Source organism: Kitasatospora sp. Ki12 (assembly GCF_054601375.1).
On the sequence record NZ_BAAIHT010000001.1, the window covers coordinates 3,599,139 to 3,620,440 of the forward strand.

A 21,302-nucleotide genomic window follows, 5' to 3' on the forward strand; every position below is an offset into this window, starting at 1 on the left:
GCCTGGAGTCCCGCCCCGATCCGGGGCGACGAGCTTGTGTGAGGAGGTGCGAAATGGAGAACCTGGACGTCATCGAGGTCGAGGACGACATCGTCGAGTTCGAGTCGGACTCCGACAACGCGGCCAACGTCGCCAACATCGGCAACATTGGCAACATTGCGAACATTGGCAACATCGCCAACATCGGCAACATTGCCAACATCGCCAACATCGCGAACATTTGATGAAGGCCGTGGCGGGGGCCTTTCCGGCCCCCGCCACATCATCGGAAGGGATTATTCGAGCGTGGCATCGTCGATTATCGATGAGAAGATGGAAGCGGCCCGCAAGCTCGCCCGCGTGCTCGCCGAGAACAACAACGGGGAGATCGACTCCATCTACATCGCGGGTAGTCTCACCGCGGGGCTCGGTAATCCCACCAGTGACGCCGACCTTTTCGTTCTGTACCGGAACGAGGAGGATTTCGACGACGTCTCCCAGTACAACGTCGACGGGCATCGGGTCGACGTCGAACGGTACACGCTGGCCTTCGTCGAGGAGGCCGTCGGCGAGGTCACCTCGTTCGAGCTCCGCCGGGACAATCTGACCGACCTGCACAAACTGCCTTCCAAGCTCGACTTCGTCTGCCGGCTGTACACCTCGGAGATCGTGGTGGACTCACCGGTGCTCACCGAGCTGAAGAAGCGGATCGAGGCCTCCGTCCCGGCGATCCGCCAGGTTTCCGTCAACTACTCCGCCATCGCGATCAACGGCCACTTCGAGGACTTCCTCGGTGCCAGCGCCGACGGCGACGTGGCCACCGCCGCGCTGGTCGGCCAGGAGCTGGTGGCGTACGCGGGCAAGGCCATGACGGCCGCCTCGGGCGACCTCTACTACAGCAAGAAGTGGGTCTACAAGCAGCTGGCCCGCAATCCCGTCGAGGGCTTCCCGATGGAGACCTTCGTCGACTACCAGCGCGGCACCTGGGTCGACAAGGGCATCGGCGAGGCCGAGCGCCTGATCTTCTTCGTCCAGACCTGCGTGGCCGCGAGCCAGCTGCTCGGCGGTCAGGGCGTCGCCCTCGACGCCTGGCCCTCGTGGACGCCCGCCGGCGCCGAGGGCGGCCTGTGGCGCAACCCCTCGTACAACGTGCTGCGGCAGAGCGACGGCGTCCTGCTGCACTGGGAGCTGCGCCGCCAGCTGCTGCTGCGCGACCCGGCCGCCTTCGTCTGGGCACTGTGCGACGGCCGACGGCCGGAGCAGGTCGTCGCGGCGGTCGAGCAGCTGGCCGAGCGGGTGCCGGTGCTCAAGGCGCTCACCGCGGAGCGGGTGACGAAGATCCTCGCGTCGCTGCAGGAGCGGGAGCTCGTGGGGACCGAGCCGTTCGCCGTCCTCAGCACGGTCTGACGACCTCCTCGGCCCGGTCCGACCGGGCCGTCCGACGGCGCGCCGGCCGGTCGGCTTCGGCCGGCGCGCGTCAACAGCAAGGTTCGACACGGGTATTGGGTGAGGCGATGAGTGGGGCCGGATCGGAAGATCGGGTGACCGGGGACCTCCTGGAGCTGGCGCAGTGGGCGCTCGACGGCCTGAAGGGTTCCGCGGACTACGTGCAGGTCTTCGCGGAGCGCACCCTCCAGGTCCGGGTGGAGTGCCTCGACGGCGAGGTGCTGGCGACCTGCGTGGAGCCGCGCGAGGGCATCGGGTGCATGGTGCGCCAGGGTGACCGCTGGCGTCAGCGGTCCCTGGCACCCGCCGAACTCGGCGGCCTGCCGGGCTGGTTGGACCCGGCCGCGAGTGCGGCGGGGGAGCGGCCGGCCTGGCCCGGACCGGGCGTGCCCGACTTCACGCCGGTCCCGGCGGAGGAGTGGCTGGTCCCGGACGCCGGTACGGCCCACTCGCTGCGGACGATGGAGGACTTCACCGCCCGAGCCGTCGCCGTGGTCGACACCGACGGTGTCCGGGCGGCCTCGGCCGACCGGATCGTGCGCCGCCGGATGGAGGCGACGGTGGTCGTCGACGGCGCCCGCTACCGGGGCCTCAACCGCTGGCTGGAGCGCGGCCCCGCCGACCCCGACCGGGCGGCCGCCCACACCGAGTCCCGGGTGGCGCTCGCCCACGCGGTGGACTCCTCCCGGGCCGCCGTCACCGGCCGGTACCGCACCCCGGTGGTCTTCGGGCCCTCCGCGGCCTGCGGCTTCCTGCACGAGCTGGTCGGCCACGCCCTGGAGGGCGACAACTTCGCCATGCGCAGCGACTACATCGCCGGTCTGCGCAAGCCGGGCGCCGTCCCGGCGATGCTGACCGTGCGGGACGACGCGACGCTGCCGGACGGCTACGGCTCCTACGCCATCGACGACGAGGGCGTCGCGGGCGGCGTCACCACCCTCCTCGCGAACGGGGAACTCGGCGCGCCGATCACCTCCGTCCGCGCGGCCCAGCGCCATGGCTACACCCCGACCGGCAACGGCCGGCGCACCGACTACCGCGAGCTCGCCCTGCCCCGGGCCAGCAACACCGTGGTGCCGCCCGGCACGGAGGACCCGGCCGCGCTGCTGCACGGCGCGGGCACCGGCGTGCTGTACGTCGGCTGCCTGGGCGCCGGAATGATCAACCTCGCCACCGGCGAGTTCTCCTTCGCGGCCCTGAACTGCGTGTACATCACGCCCGACGGCCACCGGGTGCCGGCCCGCGACGTGAGCCTGGTCGGCGACGCGCTGGAGACCCTGGCACGGATGGAGGGGATCGGCTCGGACTTCGGCGGCGACAGCATCACCTGCGGCAAGCAGAACCAGATGGTGGGCATCGGCCTGTTCTCGCCGTCGATCCGCTACTCCGCCCTGGATTGGAGCGCGGCATGAGGGAGTTGGAACTCCGGGCGGAGGCCGGGCTGGCGGTCGCGGCCGCGGTCGAGGACGCGCTCGAACCCGGTGAGCACGCCGCCACCTTCCTGGACCGCACCGCCCGGCGCCGCCTGGTGGTCGACGCGGCGGGCAAGAAGCGGCTCTACATCGAGGACGGCGCCTTCGGCGGCTTCGTCCGCCTCGGCCGCGGCGGGCGCGAACTGTACCTCAACGCCCGTGAGTTGGCCGCCGCTGGCGCCCCGGCGCTGCTCGCCACGGGCCGGCCGCTGTTCCCGGCGGGCAGCCCGCTGCCGGCCCGCGAGCGCGCGGAGCTGCACACCCCGGTGAACGCCGACGGCGAGGGCTGGGAGTCCACCGACTCCCGGCTCGACCTGGCGGCCGCCGCCCCCGAGACGGCCCGGCTGACCGAAGCCGTCGCCACCGGACTGCGCCCCGGCCAGACCGTCCAGGGCCTCCAACTCGCCGACGTGCTCGCCGAGTCGGTGCACTCCACCAGTGGCGGCCGGCGCCGGTGGAGCCGGTGCTACGGCGTCGAGCTCACCGCCGTCGCCGCGGACGAGCGCAGCGGCCGGATCGCCTCGGTGACCCGCTACGCCCAGGACCTGGCGAAGCTCGACCCGGCCGGCCTCGGCACCGAACTCGCCCTGACCGCCGCCGGGATGGGCACGCCGAGCGGCGACGAGCGCGAACTCCTCGGCGACGAGGTGGTGTTCACCCCGGGCGCCGCCGCCCAGCTGCTGCGCGCGATCGTCAGCACCGTCCTGCTCAACCCGGTGACCCGGGCCCTGCCGCTGCGCACCGCGCTGATCGACGACGGGCTCGCGGCCGGCTACGGCGCCAAGGCCTTCGACTGCGAGGGGACGCCGACCGGCCGTACCGAGCTCATCACCGCGGCCGGTGTCCAGCGGGCGGTCGCCACCCGCAAGGCGGCGGTCGGCGGCGACGGCGCGGAGCCGAAGCTGACCGGTCACGCCTGGTGGAACCCGCTCAAGAACTTCCCGCAGCTCGCCGCCAACAACGTCCACCTGGCGCCGACCACGGCCGGCGGTGCGCTGCTCGCGGGCGAGCGCCTGGTGGTGGTGGACGCCCGGACGCTGGGCGTCGAGGAGTTCCGCTCCGGCGGCCAGCTGGCGTTCCGGCTGCTGGCGGTCCGCGCGGTGGACGGTGTGCCGCAGGAGCCGCTGCGGCCGATGACGGTGGAGGGCGAGGCGATCGACCTCCTCGCCGCGCTGACCGAGGTCGGCGAGACCGTCTCGTACTTCCCCGGGGTCTTCTCGGTCGGTGGTGCCTATCTCGCGATGAACCTGTCGCGACTGACGTCGAGGAGTCGAGGAACCGATGAGCTCAGCTGAGAAGGGCCTGCGGGCCACCGGGTTGTGCCGGGAGTTCGCCAGCCGCGACGGCTCGGTGCGCAAGGCGGTCGACGGCGTCGACCTCGTGGTGCGGCCCGGCGAACTGGTCTCCGTCCTCGGCCCGAACGGCGCCGGCAAGACCACCACGGTCCGGATGCTGACCGGCCTGCTGCTGCCGACCTCCGGCTCGATCACCGTCGGCGGGTACGACATGGTGCGCCAGCGCCGTCGTGCCGCGCTGGCCTGCGGATTCAGCCTCGGCGGCGACACCGGGCTGTACCCGCGGCTGACGGCCCAGCAGAACCTGAGCTTCTTCGGGATGATGTACGGCCTGCGCGGCGACCGGCTGGAGCGGCGCGCCGCCCGGCTGCTGGAGGAGGTGGACCTCGCCGACCGGGCGAAGGACGCCGTCGGCTCCTTCTCGCGCGGCATGAAGCAGCGGCTGCACCTGGCCCGGGCGCTGCTCCACGACCCGGCGGTGCTGATCCTGGACGAGCCGTCGGCCGGCCTCGACCCGCAGTCCGCGGCCTCGATGCGCGCGCTGGTCGCCCGGCTGACCGGCGAGGGCCGCAGCATCCTGCTGACCACGCACGACATGCGCGAGGCCGAGGAGCTGAGCGACCGGATCGTCCTGATGATGGGCGGCCGGATCCGCACCGAGTCCACCGCCGCCGACCTGCGGCTGGCCGCCGCCGACCGGCTCGGCCACGTGGTGAACGTGGCGTTCGCCGACGGCCGGGTGCCGGCCGAGCTGGAGCACTGCCCCGGCATCCTCGGCGAGGAGCGCGACGGCGGCACGGTGACGCTGCGGGTCACGGACGGCGCGGCCTCGGTGGAGTGGATCCTCAAGACCTTCCCCGGCCGGACCACCAGCGTCTCGGTCACCCCGCCGACCCTCGAAGAGGTCTTCCTCGACCTGGTGGCGGCGTCGTGAGCGGGCTGACGACGGACCGGACCGGCCTGGAGCAGCCCCGGCTGCCGGGCGCCTCGACCCTGCTCCGGTCGCTGGCCGACCAGCTGCGGATGCACGCGTCCAGCCCGATGGCGGTGTTCTCCGCGCTCGCGATGCCCTGCGTGTTCGCCTTCGTGGTGCACAGCAGCGCCTCGGACCGCAACGCCACCAGCGACCTCGCGGTCGGCTCGGCCGGCGTCGGCATGCTCGACTCGATCATCGTCCTGGTGGTCATCAGCCTGCTCGGCGAGAAGCAGTGGAAGACCCTGTACGCGGCGCTCGGCAGCCCGGGCGGACTCGTCCCGGTGGTGCTCGGCCGGCTCGCCGGGACGGCCGTGCAGTCGCTCACCGCGCTGCCGGGCACGCTGGTCATCCTCGCCCTGCTGTTCGGGGTCGACGGCGGCTTCGACTGGGCGCGCTGGCTGGCCGGCGGCGTCCTGCTGGCCTTCTCGACCGCCTCGGTGGTCGGCCTGCTCGGCTTCGCGGTGCTCCGCTACCCGTACTCGGCGGGCATGACCAACGGGCTGACCGGCCTGGTGATGGCGCTCAGCGCGCTGATCGTGCCGCAGTCCGCCCTGCCCGGGCCGGTGCAGAAGCTCGCCCTGGTGCTGCCGCAGTCCCACGTCATGGCGTGGGTGCGCGGCGGCGGCACCGCGGAGGTGCTCTGGGCGGCGGCGCTCACCGTGGTCTTCAGCGGCCTCGTCGTACTCGCGGTTCGGCGGCTGGAGAACATGGCCCGCCGCCAGGCCCTGCCCCTGGAGGCGTGAACCGATGCCAACCGACAACCTCAGGGCCGTCGACAACACCACGGCGGCCGGGGACACCGCGGCCGGGCCGGCCGTCCGCTCCCGGGCGGACGTCAGGTCTCTGCTGCGGGAGGCGATGCTCTCCTACCGCGCGCTGTTCACCTGGCTGAACCCGCTCGGGTACCTGAGCTCGCGGATCGTCCGGCCGATCGGCATGGCCATCGCCTTCACCTCGCTGTCCACCCACTACGGGGCCGGCGCCGGACGGATGCTGGTCGGCAGCAGCCTGCTGGCGGGTGCCGGGGCCGTCGTCTACGGCATGGCGCTGTCCATCGGCAACGAACGCTCCTTCGGGACCCTCGGGATCTGGCTGGCCTCGCCGCAGGGCAAGCTGCGGTCGGCCTGCCTGCGGGCGGTGCCGCACGTGGTGGACGGCTTCGTCGGCGGGCTCTGCACCTACCTGGTGTGCTGCCTGCTGTACGGGACGATGCCGGTCGGCCTGCCGCTGTTCGCCGGCCTGCTGGCCCTCGGCGTGGTGACGACCTTCGGCTTCGGCCTCTCGCTGTCCGCGCTGGCCCTGGTCGTCGAGGACCTGTTCGTCGGCCCGAACACGGCCGAACTGGTGCTGATGGTCCTCTCCGGGACCCTGGTGCCCCGGGCGAAGCTGCCGGGCTTCCTCCAGCCGGTGAGCGACGTCATGCCGCTCACCCACGTGATGAACGTCGTCGGTGACGAACTCGCCGGAGCGCCCTGGGCCACGTCCCAGCTGTGGGGCGAACTGCTCGTCGGCGTCTGCTGGTTCGCGGCCAGCTCGGTCCTGATGTACGCCGCGGTGCGCCGCGCCGCGTTCCGGACCGAGCTCGGCTAGCCCGCGCACGCCCGCGAGCACCCGGCCCGCGAGCACGTACGCCCGCGAGCGCACGCGCTCGGACACACACACGCTCGAAAGCTCGAAGTCCGCGGCTCACAGGCCCGCGGGCTCGTAAGAGAGAGAAGCAGATCTGGCATGAGTACTTTCAATGGATCGGCCGGCGCTTGGATCGACCCGCGCGGCGCGTTCGAGACCACGGTCACCCGGAACGACGGCCTGATCATCCGCGGGTCGCTCGGCACCGCCCCGGCCCCGGCCGGCGCCCCGTACGTCGTCCCGGCCCTGCCGGTCGAGGTGCACTGCCACGGCATCGGCGACGTCGACTTCTCGAACTTCGACGAGATCGACCTCTACGCCGTCGACAAGGCCGCGGCCGCCGAGGGCCTGCTCTGCATCCCCACGCTGTACCTGCGCCAGGAGCGGCTCGACGGCTTCGTCGAGTTCATGAAGGGCTTCGCGGCGCTGAAGGCGGACGGCCAGCTGCCGTTCGTCCCGGCCATCGCCCTGGAGGGCCCGCTGGTCGCCAGCTTCGGCGGCACCCCGGCCTCCTCGGTGTGGGCGCCCTCCAAGGAGGAGTGGGACAAGCTGGCGAGCTGCGGCCCGCTGGGCCTCGTCTACATCATGCTGTCGCCGGACGCGCTGCAGTCGAGCTCCTACCTCGCCGCGCAGTTCACCCCGGACCACCCGTCGCTGGAGTGGATCGTCAACCGGCTGGTGGAGCAGGGCATCCGCCCGGCGCTCGGCCACTTCGCCAAGGAGGACCCGCAGCTGGGCGCCGACTGCGTCGAGCTGGTGCTGTCGGCCGCCGAGGCCGCGGACTGCCCGCACGGCGGCGTCCGGGTCGTCACCGACCACCTGTTCAACGAGATGCCGCTGCTGATCAAGCACGCGTTCCGCACCTCCAAGGCCCGCGCCACCCGCGACGCGCTGCTGGCGAGCTACGACCTGCCGTCCTGGAACCTCGCCGACCTGCACGAGCAGGTGGGCTCGGTGCCGGCCGCGATCATGCGGGCGGCGCACCAGGGCCGGATCGCCGCGTGCCTCAACTTCGACGGCGAGCACGTGGACTTCGCGATCGCCAAGCGCGCGATCGAGATCGTCGGCCCGCAGAACATGATGCTGATGACCGACCGCAGCGACACCGCGCGGCTGGCCGGCCAGGACCTCCACATGGAGCCCGGCAGCAACCTCTGGTACCAGGACAAGGGCGTCGTCGCGGCCGGCACCCAGCCGATCGACCAGCAGATCGCCAACGTGCGCGGCCTCGGCATCCCCGAGACCGACATCTGGCACCTGGTGGCCTTCACCGCCTACCGCACCTTCTTCCCGGAGCTCGACCTCGCCGCCGAGCAGCACCGCAAGGGCTGCTACGTCGACGCCGAGCGGCAGCGCTTCGCGCTGATCTGACGGACGCGCGAGGGAGGGGCAGCGCAATGGAGACGACGGAGAACCCGGCCGGGGTCATGCACGACATCCCGCCGCAGGTCCTCGCCGAGGTGACCCGCTCGGCCGTCAAGGCACGCCTGTTCGGGGTGGACAACTACTTCCGGGAAGCGTGCTGGACGTTCGGCGAGGACGTCCGGGAGGTGCTGCCGGTCGCGCTGTGCGTGCTCAAGCCGGAGTCGGCGGTCGGGCGGCGCTACGACACGGCGCTGCGGGCGCTGCTCGACAACGGCTTCCGTCCGGTCGACGTCCTGCGCTTCCGGCACGACCGGCTGACCATCCGGGAGACCTGGCGCTTCCAGCTCAACTTCGCCGCCCCCGAGCGGATCGCCACCATGGACCTGGTCCTGCCGTCGCTCGACTCGGTGCTGCTCGTCCTCGCCGACGAGCGGTGGCGGCCGGGCGGGATCCCCGGGTCGGTACGGCTCGCGGCGCTCAAGGGGCCGTCCGCGGCCGAGCTCCGCAAGCCCGAGCACCTGCGCCAGCGGCTCGGCGCGATCAACGGGCTGTTCAACTTCGTCCACACGACCGACGAGCCGATCGACGTGCTGCGCGACCTCGGCCTGCTCTGCTCGGCCGAGCGGCGGGAGCTGGTGCGCGAGCGGATCAGGGAGCGGCACGACGCGCTGCCGGAGACCCGGCGGGTCCTGGCGGAGATCGAGGCGGCCACCGAGCCGCACGACCTCGACCTGGAGGCCTCCTGGAAGCGGCTGGTCGAGTCGGCCGCGCCGGCCGGGGAACTGGCCCGGCGCCGGGCCGCCGGCGAGGAGGTCACGGTGCGCGAACTGCAGGACGCCGTCAGGCACCCGCGGGCCGACCCGCGCGACCACTGGGACCTGCTGGCGGTCCTCACCAGCACGATCACGTTCAACGTGCCCGACGTGGAACGGATCTTCCCGAACGTGCTGCTCTCGGCCTGGCAGCCGGACACCGCGGGGGTGACCGGATGAGCGAGCCGAACATCTGCATCTGCGCGCAGGTGGTCGAGGAGGAGATCGTCGGCTGGATCGAGCGGGGCGTCGACACGGTCGAAGGGCTCGGCGAGACCTGCGGGGTCGGCCTCAACTGCGGGGACTGCGTCCCGCTGCTGGAGGAGCTGATCGAGGACTTCGCCGTGGACGGGGCGCCGGTCATGGCCTCGGAGGTGACCGGTGCGTAGCGCGGAGGTCGTCGAGCCGCGGGCGGACGGCGCCGGGGCGGGGGCGGACGGCGCGCGGGCGGACGGCGCCGGCCCGGAGACGTCCAGCGCGGAGCGGGAGCGGCTCGCCGCCTTCTGGCGCAAGGCGCTCGGCGAAGCCGGGAGCCTGCCGCTGGACGTCGCGTGCGTCGAGCAGCCGACGCCGCTGCGCAGCACCGCCGTGTACGACGTCTCCTTCGTGGGCTCCCGCGGCCACCGCATCAGCGGCTGGCTGCTGGTGCCCCGGGGCGCCGGGCAGCCACTGGCCTGCGTGGTGCAGTTCCTCGGTTACGGGGAGGGGCGCGGGCACGCGCTCGACTGGCTGCTGTGGCCCTCCGTCGGCCACGCCACGCTGGTGGTCGACACCCGGGGCCAGGGCGGGAGCAACGGCCGGCCGGGGGCGACCCCGGACCCGGTCGGCCTCACCCACCCCCAGGTGCCCGGCTTCGTCACGCGCGGCATCCTGGACCCCGAGGAGTACTACTACCGCGACGCCTACGTGGACGCGGTGCGGGCGGTCGAGGCCGCGGCGGCCCACCCGGCGGTCGACCCGCGCCGGATCGCGGTGGCCGGCTGCAGCCAGGGCGGCCAACTCGCCCTGGCCGCGGCCGTGCTGAGCCCGCTGGTGGCGGCGGCCCTGGTGGAGTCGCCGTTCCTCAGTGCGGTCACCGACCTGACCCGGCTGCCCGACCGGCAGCCGTACCGCGAACTGCTCCGCTTCGCCGGGTACTTCCCCGAGTCGAGCGCACGGGCGCTGGAGACCCTCGGCTACTTCGACGTCGCGGTGCTGGCCGGGTACGGGCGTTGCCCGGCGCTGTTCTCGGTGGCCGGCCGGGACGACCGCTGCGCGCCGAGCACCGGGTACGCGGCGCACGCCCGCTACCCGGCGCGCAAGGAACTGCGTACCTGGCCGATGGCCGAGCACGCGGTGCCCAACACGGCGCTGCGGCTGGCGGAGGCGGACTTCCTCGCGGAGGTCCTCGACCGGGCCCGTACGGGGGTCGTCGGTGTCGGCGGTGTCGGCGGTGTGGACGGGGACGGCGGGGACGGCGGGGCCGGACGGGCGGACGGCGCCGCGCCGGTGGCGGAACCCGCGTTCTGGCAGGAAGAAGTGGAGGCCCAGGGATGAGCATGCTGTTGTCCGACAGCCCGCCGGTGGACCGGCTCAGCGAGGTGGACCGGTCGGTGCGCGACCGGCTCACCTGGTCCTCGGGGAAGGCCGACCTGTACGCGGTCGACCAGTACTTCCGGGAGGCCTGCGGGACCTTCGCCGAGGACCTCGACGCGATGCTCGGCGTCGCGCTGTGCATGCTGAAGTCCGAGGCCACGGCGGGCCGCAGGCTCCGGCCCGCGCTGGAGATCCTGGCCGGGGCCGGCTTCCGCCCGGTCGACGTGGTCCGGTTCCGGCACGACCGGATGACCATCCGCGAGGTCTGGCGCTACCAGTTCAACATCGCCACCCGGGAGCGGATCGAGGCGATGGACGCGATCCTGCCGAGCACCGACACGGTCTGCCTGGTCCTGCGGGACGAGCGCTGGACCCCCGGTGCCGTCCCGGCCGCCGTCCGGCTCAACTCCCTCAAGGGGCCGGCCGATCCGAAGCTGCGCGGCCCGGAGCACCTGCGCCACCGGCTCGGCGTCGTCAACGGCCTCTTCAACTTCCTGCACATCTCGGACGAGCCGGCCGACGTGCTGCGCGAGATCGCGGTGCTGTGCGACGGGCCGCGGCGCGAGCTGATGCGCGACCGGATCCGGTCCGGCTTCGACGCGGTGCCCGCGGTGCTGGAGGTCTTCGACGACCTGGAACGCCGCCACCCCGAGCACGACTTCGACCTGGAGCGGAGCTGGCAGCGGCTCGCCGAGGTGCCCGGCGCCCTGGGCGAACCGGCGCGCCGCCGGGCCAGGGGCGAGGAGGCCGGGCTGGGGGAGGTCCTCGCGCTGGTCCGGGCCGAGCCGCTGGACAGCCCCTCGCGCTGGGACCTGCTCACCGTCGTCACCCACCTGCTGACCGAGATGAGCCTGTCCTGGGTGACCCCGACGGTGCCCACCGTCACGGCCTCGTACGTCCGGGAGACACCCTCGGACGTGGCGTCGGACGTACTGGGGGCCTTGGGGACGACGGGGGCCGGGGCGTGAGCGCGGTCCTGTCCACCGTCAACCTGGGCGTCGAGCGGACCGGCCCCTGGGTCTCCGAGGTCGGCCGCAGCGGCATCGACAAGCGGCCGGTCGAGCACCGGGTGACGGCCCGGACCTGGGGCCTGGAGGGCGACCTGGTCGCCAACCTCAAGGTGCACGGCGGGCCGAACAAGGCCGTCTACGCCTTCGCCCGCGAGGACGCCGATTTCTGGGTCGAGGAGCTGGGCCGCGAGATCGGCCCGGGCGCCTTCGGCGAGAACTTCTCGACCCTCGGGGTGGACATCACCAACGCCGAGGTCGGCGAGCAGTGGGCGATCGGGGACGCGGTCTTCGAGGTGATCCGGGCCCGCAAGCCCTGCAAGGTGTTCGCGGGCTACTGGGAAGTCCCTGACCTGGTCAAGCGGTTCATCGCGCACGGCGCACCCGGGGCGTACCTGCGGGTCCTCCAGGAGGGCTCGGTCGGCGCCGGGGACCCGGTGGAGATCATCCACCGCCCAGGGCACGGCGTGACCGTCGGCCTGATGCTGCGGGCGCTGACCACGGAGCGGCACCTGCTGCCGCGCTTCCTGGACGCCCCCGAGATGCTGCCCAAACACCACGAGAAGGCCCGCCGTTGGCTGGCCCAGCAAGAAGAAGCCCTGCAACAGGAAGCGGAGAGTGCGTCGACGTGACTGACGTGACTGACGTGACCGGCACGACTGGCACGACGGACGGGACGGGCGGGACCGGCCTCGGCGGCGCGGCCGGGGAGCTCGTCGACCCGGCCCGGCTGGCCGCCCTCGACTGGAGCGACATGCCGGCCCTGCACGCTCCCATGGAGCGGCTGCTGGAGGACCTGGTCTCCTCGCCGACCTGGCTGAACGACGCGATCGACCACGTCCTGGCGACCCCGGAGCTGCTGGCCCAGTGCGAGCGGCTGCAGGAGCTGGACCGGATCGTCCTGGTCAACGACAAGGCCACCGACGTCCGGATCCGCCTGCACGTCTTCACCCGGAGCGCCTTCGAGCGGCCGCACAACCACCGCTGGAGCTTCGGCAGCCGGATCCTGCACGGCAGCTACCAGCACGACCTGTTCGGCGACTACGACGAGCTCACCACCGACACCCGGATCGGCTCGCCGGCCCTGGTCCGCCAGGAGACCGCCGGGACGGGCTACGTCATCCGGCACACCATGGTGCACACCGTCCGGGCGGTGCCCGAGACCACCTCGCTGATCGTCCGGGGCCCGTCCGAGAAGGACCGCTTCGTGGTGATGAACCGCGACAGCGGCGAGGCGTGGTGGCAGTACGGGCAGAAGGCCGAGAAGGCGGAGGAGCAGCGGGCCCGCCAGCTGGGCGCGGCGCGGGTCGAGGAGATCCGGGAGCTGCTCAAGCGCCAGGGCGTCATCGGGTGACGTATCGTCGCCTACCGTCCCCGGCGGCGTCGGCCGCCGGGGGAGTTCGTCGAGAGGGTGTGCGCGAAGGATGAACCGGCCGATCGATCTCGTGATCTTCGACTGTGACGGCGTGCTGGTCGACAGCGAGCCGATCGCCGTACGCACCCATGTGCGGCTCGGCGCCGAGTTCGGCTGGCCGCTGACCGAGGCCGAGGTGATGCGGCGCTTCGTCGGCCGCTCCACCACCTCCATCGGCGAGCAGATCGCGGAGCGGCTCGGCCCCGACACCGCGAAGCGCTGGGACGAGGGCTTCCGCGAGCTGCACGCCGAGGCGGTGGACCGCGAACTGACCGTCGTCGACGGCATCGAGGAGGCGCTGGACGGCCTGGAGGCGCTCGGCTTCGGCCCGGACCGGCGCTGCATCGCCTCCAGCGGCAGCCACGACAAGATGCGCCACACCCTCGGCCGGGTGGGCCTGTACGAGCGGTTCGAGGGCCGGATCTTCAGCGCCCACGAGGTGGAGCGCGGCAAGCCCGCGCCGGACCTCTTCCTGCACGCCGCGCGCGGCAGGGGCGTCGACCCGGCCGCCTGCGTGGTCGTGGAGGACAGCCGCTTCGGCGTCGAGGCCGCGCGCGCGGCCGGGATGCGCTCCTTCGGCTACGCCGGCGGGCTCACCCCCGCGGAGTGGCTGACCGGTGACGGGACGGTCGTCCTGACCGACATGCGTGCGCTGCCCGCGCTGGTGGCCGAGCAGGACGGGAGGGTGGCGCATGCCGCTGGAAATTGAGCGCAAGTTCCGGCTGGCCTCCTTCGAGCCGCCGCCGGCGGCGGTGCGCCAGCACATCGAGCAGGGCTACATCGCGATCAAGGACGACGGGACGGAGGTGCGGCTGCGGCGGATCGGCGGCAGCTGCGTCCTCGGCGTCAAGCGGTCCACGGCGGGCGGCTCGCCGGCCCGGATCGAGGTGGAGCGGGAGCTCGGCGAGGAGGAGTTCACCGAGCTCTGGCCGGCCACCGCGGGTGCCCGGCTGGTCAAGGACCGGTACACCTTCGTCGAGGCCGGTGTGACCGTGTACGCCGACGTCTACCAGGAGGAGCTGGCGGGTCTGCTGACCGCCGAGGTGGAGTTCGGCTCGCTCGCCGAGGCCGAGGCCTTCACCCCGCCGGACTGGTTCGGCGCCGAGATCACCGGGGTCAAGGCGTACAAGAACCAGACCCTCGCGACCCGGGGGCTCCCGGAGGCCTGAGGCCCTGCCCGCCTGTGTCCGTGTGCCACCCCGTCCTGACCGGGCGGGGTGGCACACGTGCGTCCGGACCGTTCCCTCACGGCGAGCCGAACCAGCGCGGCGTGTCGAGGTGGAACGGGTCGCCGGGGGCGAGCCGGCGCAGGCCGTCCTCCACCTGGCGCAGCTGCTCCTCGCCCAGGGTGGCGGACCACTCGGCGCGCAGCTCGTCGAAGATCCGGGCCGAGCGGACCAGGCAGTCCACGCCCCGGGCGGTGAGCCGGACCACCTTGCGGCGGGCGTCGGCCGGGTCGCTGCCGCGCTCGACGTAGCCGAGCTGCTCCAGGGTCTCGACGGTCTTGCCCGCCGCCTGCTTGGAGACGCCGAGCCGGCGGCCGAGTTCGACAGCGGTGGTGCCGTTCGGCCCGATCGCCTGGAAGACGAAGCCGTGCATCGGGCGGAGGTCCGGGTGCCCTTCGAGGGCGATCCGCTCGTGCAGCTCGTCGATGATCGTCCGGAAGGCGAGCAGCAGGCGCAGCGGAAGCTCGAAGCCCGGCGGGGGCGGATCACTTGACATGATAGACAACCTCATTGACCATATAGACAATTCCGTTGTCCATCTTAGGGGAGCTCCTCACCATGCCCGTGATCCGCCGCGCCGACGCCCGCCAGTCCGAGACCCCGAACGCCACCATGACCACCTTCGCCTCGCCCACCCAGGGCTCCACCACCCTGGCGCTCTGGCGCGTCGAGATGCGGCCCGACAGCCAGGGCCCGCTGCACGCCATGGACGCCGAACAGATCTGGACCTTCCTCACCGGCTCCGCCACCGCCGAACTGGCGGGCGAGACCCACGAACTCGCCGCCGGCGACACCCTCGTCCTCCCCGCCGACACCGCCCGCCGGCTCACCACCACCGAGGGCTTCACCGCCGTCGTCGCCGCCCCCTCCCCGACCCGCGCCTACAACCCCGACGCCATCACCCCCGAAGGTGCCTGCGGCATGGCCCCGCGCGACGCCGAGCGCGTCCTCCCGGCCTGGATCGCCTGACCGGCCGGGGCCCCGGCTGCCGGTCGGCCCTCGGCCGTCCTGTTCGTTGCGGCAGGATGGACCCATGAGCGTAGTCAAGATCAACGTACTGACCGTCCCCGCCGAGCAGCGCGAGGTGCTGGAGAAGCGCTTCGCCTCCCGTGCCGGCTCGGTCGAGGGCTCCGACGGCTTCGAGTGGTTCGAACTGCTCCGCCCGGTCGAGGGCACCGACCAGTACCTCGTCTACACCCGCTGGCGTGACGAGGAGTCCTTCCAGGCCTGGATGGAGGGCCCCATGAAGGCGGCCCACCAGAACGGCGCCGAGGGCGAGGCCCCCAAGCGCCCCGCGGCCTCCGGCTCCACCCTCTGGTCCTTCGACGTCGTCCAGTCGGCCGGTCCCAAGACCGCCTGAGTCCGCTCGGTCACTGCTGTATCTCTTCCTTCGGGCCCTTCCCCTGGCGGGGCGGGGCCCGAAGTGCTTGCTCAGCCGCCCGCGATGAGGGAGAGGTGAGCGGCGGCTGACTGGGACAGGCTGTCGAGGAGAGCCTTGCCCTTTGCCGCCGTTCCGAGGGACGGCTGTCCGATGATGCCGTTCTTCGTGTAGTCGGCCATGCCGAGCGTGAGCAGATGCGGGCGCTCGGGCGCGGAGTGGTCGTCCTGCTCGATGCCCTCGCGGATGAGTTCCGGGGCGCCGTGGAGGAGAAGGAGGACCTCCAGCTCACCGCCGTGCATGCCTTCGGTGCTGCCGCTCTCCAGCCCAGCGGCTTCGCGGGCCTGGTGCCAGTCCTCGCGGACGGGGAAGAGGGCGCCGTAGTTGCCGCTGTGCTCGCTCACGATGAGCAGGCCATGAACGCCGGACGCCTGGAGCGACTTCCGGATGTCGTTGACGACGGCGTAGAGCGTGGCGGCGCTGATGCTGACGGTGCCCGGCATTTGGGCGTGCTCGTGCGAGCCGGCCACGATGATTGGCAGACATGTCGACTCAGCGCCGCAGCCCAGGCCCATGGGCAGTACTGCGAGTGTCTTCCTCAGTCGTACTGTCACGGGTTCAACAGAACAAGTTAATAGCTGATCCAGCTATCTGAGTCGCCCCTGCCACGGGGAAGGCCTAGCATGAAAGTAGAAGTCAAAATCTACACAAGAACCCCTTGAGTGCCTGGGGGAACCATGGATTGGAAATTCGTAGCTGCAGCAGTGGCAGCAGCAGCCGCCCTCCTTGGCTGGATATTAAATACACAAAGACATCGAACGGAAACAATTGATGCAAAGGTCAAGAATGCTGTAGATGGTGCAATTGGAAGAATATTTCAGGACTTTAGAAACTTGGAGTCGGAATCTAAAGAGGCTTTGCATGTTGCGGTTTCCAGCGCTGCCGAGGAGGAAAAGGAACTTCGGCGTCAGGTTGAGGATTCAAGGCAGAAGACGCAAGAGCTTTCCGAAATCCTGAGTCAAGCGTCCGCCATAATTCCCCACCTTCGCGATTCGGCCCCTGCGCTACCTGGAGCCCTTCTGATCGGGGCGAAAATAAAATCAAAAAGAGATCCGAATGTTGCGCTGGCGTATCTAGCTCAGCTTCGCGCCACTGACGCATCGTCTGCTGAACTCGAGATCGGAGGTGACATATCCCGTGATCTTGGGGCTCGATCGCTTGCTGCCGAGTTGTACGAACTTGCCGCGTCGAGAGACTCTTCCAATGCTTGCGCGGCCGCTGCTCTGGCGAGAGTTAAGTCTGGGCTCGGAGCCTTGTCTCATGCGGAGGCGAAAGAGGTTCTTACGAAGATTGCGCTTGATCATCCCCGGGAGCGCTTCACCCTCTCGGAAGTATTCAACTTCCTTGCGGAGGTCAATGATCAGGAGGCCGCCGCTTCCCTCGCCCGCAAGCTTCTGAGGGAGAGTCCTCAAAGTGCTTTCTTGTGGAGGAATCTCGCAGTCGCGCTCAAGGACACCAGGGCCGAGGGTGGGGAAATTGAAGAGGCATTCGATCACGCGCTGGAGATCATAGGGCTTGGGGAATCTGAAAGTGGCGATATGGAAAATGTCGCGGCACCGTATGCGAGGATTCTTATAAGAAAGCGTGACTTCACTAGAGCTGAGAGCGTCCTTCGGCAAGGTCTCGAAGAGGTTCCAAATTCTACTCGCCTGCTTTTGCTGTGGGCCGATCTTGAGATTGCGAGAGGGGATGCGGAAAGGGCCCTTGAATGTTGCGCTTTGGTGAAAGAGATCGGTGATGCGGAGGATGACGAGATGGCAGATCTCCGCATTTCTCGATTGGGAGTTAAGGATCGGCTTAAGTCGATTAGAGTCCTGTAGTATGGCCCTACTTAGCTGGACTATCGGAAGTCTTTTTGCTGCTCGTCGCGGCCTGCAGCAATGAACCCCCTTCCCCTGGCAGGGCAGGGCTCGAAGTGCTTGCTCAGCCGCCCGCGATGAGGGAGAGGTGAGCGGCGGCTGACTGGGACAGGCTGTCGAGGAGGGCCTTGCCCTTCGCCGCCGTTCCGAGAGACGGCTGCCCGATGATGCCGTTCTTCGTGTAGCTGGCCATGCCGAGCGTGAGCAGATGCGGGCGCTCCGGGGCGGAGTGGTCGTCCTGCTCGATGCCCTCGCGGATGAGTTCCGGGGCGCCGTGGAGGAGCAGTGATACCTCCAGCTCACCGCCATGCATGTCCTCGGCGCTGCTGCTCTCCAGCCCGGCGGATTCGCGGGCCTGGTGCCAGTCCTCGCGGACGGGGAAGAGGGCGACGCGCGGGCCGGAGGTGTTCGCCTCCTGCACGACGTTGGAGAGGACGTAGTTGCCGCCGTGTCCGTTCACGATCAGCAGGCCGGGAACACCGGACGCCTGAAGCGACCTTTGGATGTCGTTGACGACGGCGTAGAGCGTGGCGGCGCTGATGCTGACGGTGCCCGACATGTGGGCGTGCTCGTGTGAGCAGGACACCGTGATGGGTGGCAGGAGGAACAGGTCGTAGTCGGCGGCGATCCGCTGGGCGATCAGACTCGCGACAACGGTGTCCGTGGTGAGCGGCAGATGGTCGCCGTGCTGCTCGAAGCTGCCGACTGGCAGCACAGCGACCTTGGCGCCGCGCCGGCGTTCGTCTGCGGAGGTGGCGGCCGTGATCAGTGCGTCCATGGCCCCCACCCTCTCTCATCAGCTCATCGTAGGTCGAGAGGATGTTGTGCCGCTCATCAGCTTCAAGCGGCCGGTGAAGGTGGCGACTTCGGTCACGGTGCTCCACCGCTGGAGGGCCTTGTCGGCGGCGGACAGCTCCGTCATCGCCCGGGCGGACTCGGTGTCGATGGCGATCGACAACGCGCGGTCCGCCGCCGCGGCGGCCTGCTCTGGCTCGCCGGACACCGCGTACGCGCGTGCCAGTCGTGAGAGGTACACGCCCTGGTCGTTGCGGTAGATCGGCGGCAGGATTCGGAGCTCGGCCTCGAACATGCCCACAGCTGTCCGCGGATCGCCGAGTTCGATCAGACAGTTCGCGCGCTGCATCTCGATGTAGGTCGGTGTGCAGTATGCGAGATCAAGGGCGTCGTCCGCGTGCGAGTCGTCCGGTTCGGCGGCAAGCTCGTGGGCCTCGTCGAACTTCGCCTCGGCGAAGCGCAGGTTGCCCATGAGGGCGTGGCCTTGGGCCTCCTGCTGGGCGGCGAGGGCGCGGATGCGAAGCGTGGCGCGGGCCGACCGCTGGGCAGCGCGGGCAAGGCTGACGGCCTTCTGCGTGTTGCGCTGGGCGGTGGCCTGGTTGCTCTTCCGGAAGAGCACGTAGGCGGCCATGACGTCGTCGCCTGCCTCCTGAGCCCACTCCATCGCGCGGTCTGACCAGTAGAGGGCCTGGGCGAAGTCCCCGAGATCTTGGTTCAACCAGCCCAGGAACTCCGCGGTACGGGCGCCGATGGTGAGGAGTTCATCGCGGGCGCGGCCGCCTACGTTCTGCTGAAGGCGGTCCAGCAACCGGACGTGCCGGGTCACCGCGTCGAGGGCGTGGCGGGAGCCGAGAAGATTCGCAGCCTTGTAGTGACCGGGCATGAGTCCGCGCAGATTGCTGACGAAAAAGTCGGGGTCGATCGGCGCGCTGAGCCCCTGCCCACCGATGGACGGCTCGATCGACCGCAGCTGGGCTTGTCGGACTGGCGCTTCCTGCTCCCATGATCGGGAAGCCAGGCCGAGCATGTGGCCCGGGATGTGAAGGCCGTCGGCGATCCGCTCGATGAGATCGATCTTCTCGATCTTGGGCTTACCTGCCATGACTTCGCCGACCCGGCTCGGGGTCATGTCGCAGGCGCGGGCGATGAGCGACGGGTAGATCCCGGCCAGCTTGAGCAAGCGGAACATCGCGGCGAAGTCTCGTCTTCGGCACGCGACGATCATCTCCGGGTTGGACAGCAGGCCTGCGGGGAGCCGGTCCGGTACGCGCGCCTCGGTCACCACTGCCCCCGGCTGTCGATCAGCAGACACTGTAAGCAAGTTGATTACCTGTGAGTTTACCCACCTTGAGTAACCAGCTTGGGTACGAAGTCCGCATTCGCTCCCGGCAACCTGGCGTCAAGGGCCGGAACGTCCAGGTTCAGGCCGCCCTTTGGGCATCGGGAGGCGGTGCACGTGATCAACTCGGGGAACCCCCACGACGGCTCCGAACCCAACAAGCCGGCCGACGGAATACCCGCGTTCGAGGCGAAGCTCGCGCGGCACAGGCGGTCCGCCGCGGTGGCCAGGGACCACCTGCGCAAATTCCTTCAGAACGTCCCGGGCGGCGCGGACCTCGTGGGCGACGGCCAGCTGGTGCTCGACGAACTGGTGGCCAACGCGGTGGTTCACGCGCGGGTGTCGCCGGGGCGCGAGATCGCCGTCCGGTTCGAGGTGCTGTGTGACCACCTGCGGATCGAGGTGCACGACGCGAGCAGCGAGAAGCCCGCGATCCGACGCACCACCGACCCGGACGACCTCTCGGGGCGCGGGCTCCACCTGGTGGAAGTCCTCTCCCTGGAATGGGGCTTCGAGCCCCGGCCCGAAGGCATCGGCAAGATCGTTTGGGCCTTGGTGGGCCCGGAAGGCGGTGTGGGATGAGCAGGCAGGCGTCCGCGGCGGCGCGGTGCTTCTACTGCGGCGCGGGACTGCGGAAGGCGCTTACCCGGATCATCGTGGTGAACGGTCAGACGGTCGGCGTCCACAGGTGGCACCTGCGTCGCGCGGGGGAGGTGTCGGGGAAGTGATGCCGCTTGGAGACCAGCGTGGACCGGGGACGGAACTGGTCCCGGTGGCCGGACGCTCCGGGCCGGAGGCGGCCTCCCCGTACCCGTTCCCGGTGATCGCGGAGGTCCGAGGCGTCACCGCGCCCGCGCACTTCAGCAAGCTGCCGGACGCCATGGCCGCGCTCCTGAAGACCTTGAGCGCGCTGCCGCTCAGCCCGGACCAGCACGGCTACTTCGCCGAGCTGTTCGGGCCGTCGGAGGCCCAGTCGATCGGCCACCGGCTCGCGACGCACGGTGAGGTGCGGGCTTTGGCCTTCCTCGACCTGACCCCGACAGTCGTCCGCCTGTACCCCGCCGGCACCGGGGCACCCCAGTGATCCGGCACCTGCGGGCCTGGTGGGACCGGACCTCGACCTGGTGGCTGCTGAACGGCCAGTTCTCCTGGCCGGTGCGGGCTGTCTCGCCGAGCCGGCGGGCCGCGCACCGTGATGCGCTGGCGTGGTACGCCGAGCCTGGCTTTCCCGAAGAGCAGCGGTTGCTGCTCATGCGGCAGATCTGGCGGGAGACGGCTGGCGTTGATGATCCGCTGCTCGACGTGACCGAGGCGGAGCTGTTCCAGCGGATCTGCGGCTGTGAGGAGCCTACTCGGGACCGCACCTGACCTGATCAGGGACAACTGAAGACGTGCCGGACCACCCCGGAACCTTGGCGGGAGAGGGGTGGTCCGGTGGGTCGGAACCCGATGCCGATGGTATCGGGCTCCTCGGCATGTCTGTGCACGGATGGCCGGTTCGGTTCTTGACCAGGGGAGTTGAAGAACAGTTGGACGGGGACGACGACTTCGGTGCGGAGTTGGCGGCGAGCCTCGACCCTGACTCGTGGGCGTGGCTACCAGGGGTGGACTACGCGGCCGGCTGGAGAACCGCCCGGCGGACAGCGGACGAGCTGAACGGATTGCTGACGCTGTG

At 70.6% G+C, this 21,302-nt stretch carries 26 protein-coding genes; 22 read left to right on the plus strand and 4 right to left on the minus strand.

Features of this window, described 5'->3' with window-relative positions:
* Positions 1-53 precede the first annotated feature (53 nt).
* From ACYP53_RS15880 to ACYP53_RS15955, 16 genes are all read left to right on the plus strand, one after another.
* The gene (locus tag ACYP53_RS15880) at positions 54-224 is read left to right on the plus strand and encodes a hypothetical protein (RefSeq protein ID WP_459647740.1); all 171 of its coding nucleotides are present in this window, start codon (positions 54-56) and stop codon (positions 222-224) included.
* Positions 225-285: 61 nt separating this feature from the next.
* The gene (locus ACYP53_RS15885; RefSeq protein ID WP_459647741.1) at positions 286-1,386 is read left to right on the plus strand and encodes a PqqD family peptide modification chaperone; all 1,101 of its coding nucleotides are present in this window, start codon (positions 286-288) and stop codon (positions 1,384-1,386) included.
* A 134-nt stretch (positions 1,387-1,520) separates the two neighbouring features.
* Positions 1,521-2,837: a TldD/PmbA family protein gene (locus ACYP53_RS15890; RefSeq protein ID WP_459647742.1), complete on the plus strand. Its 1,317-nt coding sequence runs from the start codon at positions 1,521-1,523 to the stop codon at positions 2,835-2,837.
* On the plus strand, positions 2,834-4,192 hold the full coding sequence (locus ACYP53_RS15895; RefSeq protein WP_459647743.1) for a metallopeptidase TldD-related protein: 1,359 nt from the start codon (positions 2,834-2,836) through the stop codon (positions 4,190-4,192). The genes ACYP53_RS15890 and ACYP53_RS15895 overlap by 4 nt, the downstream gene beginning before the upstream one ends.
* Complete coding sequence (locus tag ACYP53_RS15900) at positions 4,179-5,126, plus strand: ABC transporter ATP-binding protein (protein ID WP_459647744.1); 948 nt, start codon at positions 4,179-4,181, stop codon at positions 5,124-5,126. The genes ACYP53_RS15895 and ACYP53_RS15900 overlap by 14 nt, the downstream gene beginning before the upstream one ends.
* Positions 5,123-5,911 carry an ABC transporter permease gene (locus ACYP53_RS15905; protein WP_189918313.1) on the plus strand — a complete coding sequence of 263 codons (789 nt, stop codon included), beginning with the start codon at positions 5,123-5,125 and terminating at the stop codon, positions 5,909-5,911. Before ACYP53_RS15900 ends, ACYP53_RS15905 begins: the two co-directional genes overlap by 4 nt.
* 4 nt (positions 5,912-5,915) lie before the next feature.
* Positions 5,916-6,758 carry an ABC transporter permease gene (locus ACYP53_RS15910; RefSeq protein WP_189918315.1) on the plus strand — a complete coding sequence of 281 codons (843 nt, stop codon included), beginning with the start codon at positions 5,916-5,918 and terminating at the stop codon, positions 6,756-6,758.
* Positions 6,759-6,896: 138 nt separating this feature from the next.
* Positions 6,897-8,168, plus strand: coding sequence for a hypothetical protein (locus tag ACYP53_RS15915; protein WP_459647745.1), 1,272 nt, complete (start codon positions 6,897-6,899; stop codon positions 8,166-8,168).
* A 26-nt stretch (positions 8,169-8,194) separates the two neighbouring features.
* Positions 8,195-9,154: a hypothetical protein gene (locus tag ACYP53_RS15920; protein WP_189918319.1), complete on the plus strand. Its 960-nt coding sequence runs from the start codon at positions 8,195-8,197 to the stop codon at positions 9,152-9,154.
* A complete protein-coding gene (locus ACYP53_RS15925; RefSeq protein WP_189918327.1) occupies positions 9,151-9,363 on the plus strand; it encodes a (2Fe-2S)-binding protein in 213 nt (70 codons plus the stop codon). The genes ACYP53_RS15920 and ACYP53_RS15925 overlap by 4 nt, the downstream gene beginning before the upstream one ends.
* A complete protein-coding gene (locus ACYP53_RS15930; RefSeq protein WP_459647746.1) occupies positions 9,356-10,510 on the plus strand; it encodes an acetylxylan esterase in 1,155 nt (384 codons plus the stop codon). The genes ACYP53_RS15925 and ACYP53_RS15930 overlap by 8 nt, the downstream gene beginning before the upstream one ends.
* The gene (locus tag ACYP53_RS15935) at positions 10,507-11,517 is read left to right on the plus strand and encodes a nucleoside-diphosphate kinase (protein ID WP_459647747.1); all 1,011 of its coding nucleotides are present in this window, start codon (positions 10,507-10,509) and stop codon (positions 11,515-11,517) included. The genes ACYP53_RS15930 and ACYP53_RS15935 overlap by 4 nt, the downstream gene beginning before the upstream one ends.
* Positions 11,514-12,188 carry an MOSC domain-containing protein gene (locus ACYP53_RS15940; protein WP_459647748.1) on the plus strand — a complete coding sequence of 225 codons (675 nt, stop codon included), beginning with the start codon at positions 11,514-11,516 and terminating at the stop codon, positions 12,186-12,188. Before ACYP53_RS15935 ends, ACYP53_RS15940 begins: the two co-directional genes overlap by 4 nt.
* Positions 12,185-12,910 (plus strand): hypothetical protein, encoded by a 726-nt coding sequence (locus ACYP53_RS15945; RefSeq protein WP_189918335.1) that lies wholly within the window; start codon positions 12,185-12,187, stop codon positions 12,908-12,910. Before ACYP53_RS15940 ends, ACYP53_RS15945 begins: the two co-directional genes overlap by 4 nt.
* 70 nt (positions 12,911-12,980) lie before the next feature.
* Positions 12,981-13,679, plus strand: a complete 699-nt coding sequence (locus ACYP53_RS15950; RefSeq protein WP_459647749.1) for an HAD family hydrolase — start codon at positions 12,981-12,983, stop codon at positions 13,677-13,679.
* Positions 13,663-14,139 carry a CYTH domain-containing protein gene (locus tag ACYP53_RS15955; protein ID WP_189918339.1) on the plus strand — a complete coding sequence of 159 codons (477 nt, stop codon included), beginning with the start codon at positions 13,663-13,665 and terminating at the stop codon, positions 14,137-14,139. Before ACYP53_RS15950 ends, ACYP53_RS15955 begins: the two co-directional genes overlap by 17 nt.
* Positions 14,140-14,215: 76 nt before the next feature.
* Here ACYP53_RS15955 and ACYP53_RS15960 read toward each other — a convergent pair whose 3' ends face one another.
* Positions 14,216-14,692 (minus strand): MarR family winged helix-turn-helix transcriptional regulator, encoded by a 477-nt coding sequence (locus ACYP53_RS15960; protein WP_459647750.1) that lies wholly within the window; start codon positions 14,690-14,692, stop codon positions 14,216-14,218.
* 62 nt (positions 14,693-14,754) lie between these two features.
* On the opposite strand from ACYP53_RS15960, the gene ACYP53_RS15965 reads away from it, so the two are divergent.
* The gene (locus ACYP53_RS15965) at positions 14,755-15,165 is read left to right on the plus strand and encodes a cupin domain-containing protein (RefSeq protein ID WP_459647751.1); all 411 of its coding nucleotides are present in this window, start codon (positions 14,755-14,757) and stop codon (positions 15,163-15,165) included.
* A 64-nt stretch (positions 15,166-15,229) separates the two neighbouring features.
* On the plus strand, positions 15,230-15,556 hold the full coding sequence (locus ACYP53_RS15970; RefSeq protein ID WP_459647752.1) for an antibiotic biosynthesis monooxygenase family protein: 327 nt from the start codon (positions 15,230-15,232) through the stop codon (positions 15,554-15,556).
* Between the two features lie 71 nt (positions 15,557-15,627).
* Here the strand turns inward: ACYP53_RS15970 and ACYP53_RS15975 are convergent, their stop codons facing one another.
* Entirely contained in the window at positions 15,628-16,149 is a 522-nt protein-coding gene (locus tag ACYP53_RS15975; RefSeq protein WP_459647991.1) for a creatininase family protein, read from the minus strand.
* Between the two features lie 162 nt (positions 16,150-16,311).
* Between ACYP53_RS15975 and ACYP53_RS15980 the strand changes: the two genes are divergently transcribed.
* Positions 16,312-17,454 (plus strand): tetratricopeptide repeat protein, encoded by a 1,143-nt coding sequence (locus ACYP53_RS15980; protein ID WP_459647753.1) that lies wholly within the window; start codon positions 16,312-16,314, stop codon positions 17,452-17,454.
* A 103-nt stretch (positions 17,455-17,557) separates the two neighbouring features.
* Here the strand turns inward: ACYP53_RS15980 and ACYP53_RS15985 are convergent, their stop codons facing one another.
* Both ACYP53_RS15985 and ACYP53_RS15990 read right to left on the minus strand, forming a co-directional pair.
* Complete coding sequence (locus ACYP53_RS15985) at positions 17,558-18,271, minus strand: creatininase family protein (protein ID WP_459647754.1); 714 nt, start codon at positions 18,269-18,271, stop codon at positions 17,558-17,560.
* An 18-nt stretch (positions 18,272-18,289) separates the two neighbouring features.
* A complete protein-coding gene (locus ACYP53_RS15990) occupies positions 18,290-19,570 on the minus strand; it encodes a hypothetical protein (protein ID WP_459647755.1) in 1,281 nt (426 codons plus the stop codon).
* 168 nt (positions 19,571-19,738) lie between these two features.
* Here ACYP53_RS15990 and ACYP53_RS15995 point away from each other — a divergent pair, with 168 nt between their 5' ends.
* From ACYP53_RS15995 to ACYP53_RS16005, 3 genes are all read left to right on the plus strand, one after another.
* The gene (locus tag ACYP53_RS15995) at positions 19,739-20,209 is read left to right on the plus strand and encodes an ATP-binding protein (RefSeq protein WP_459647756.1); all 471 of its coding nucleotides are present in this window, start codon (positions 19,739-19,741) and stop codon (positions 20,207-20,209) included.
* Positions 20,210-20,354: 145 nt separating this feature from the next.
* Positions 20,355-20,711: a hypothetical protein gene (locus ACYP53_RS16000; protein ID WP_459647757.1), complete on the plus strand. Its 357-nt coding sequence runs from the start codon at positions 20,355-20,357 to the stop codon at positions 20,709-20,711.
* Positions 20,708-20,995 carry a hypothetical protein gene (locus ACYP53_RS16005; protein ID WP_459647758.1) on the plus strand — a complete coding sequence of 96 codons (288 nt, stop codon included), beginning with the start codon at positions 20,708-20,710 and terminating at the stop codon, positions 20,993-20,995. The genes ACYP53_RS16000 and ACYP53_RS16005 overlap by 4 nt, the downstream gene beginning before the upstream one ends.
* Positions 20,996-21,302 lie beyond the last annotated feature (307 nt).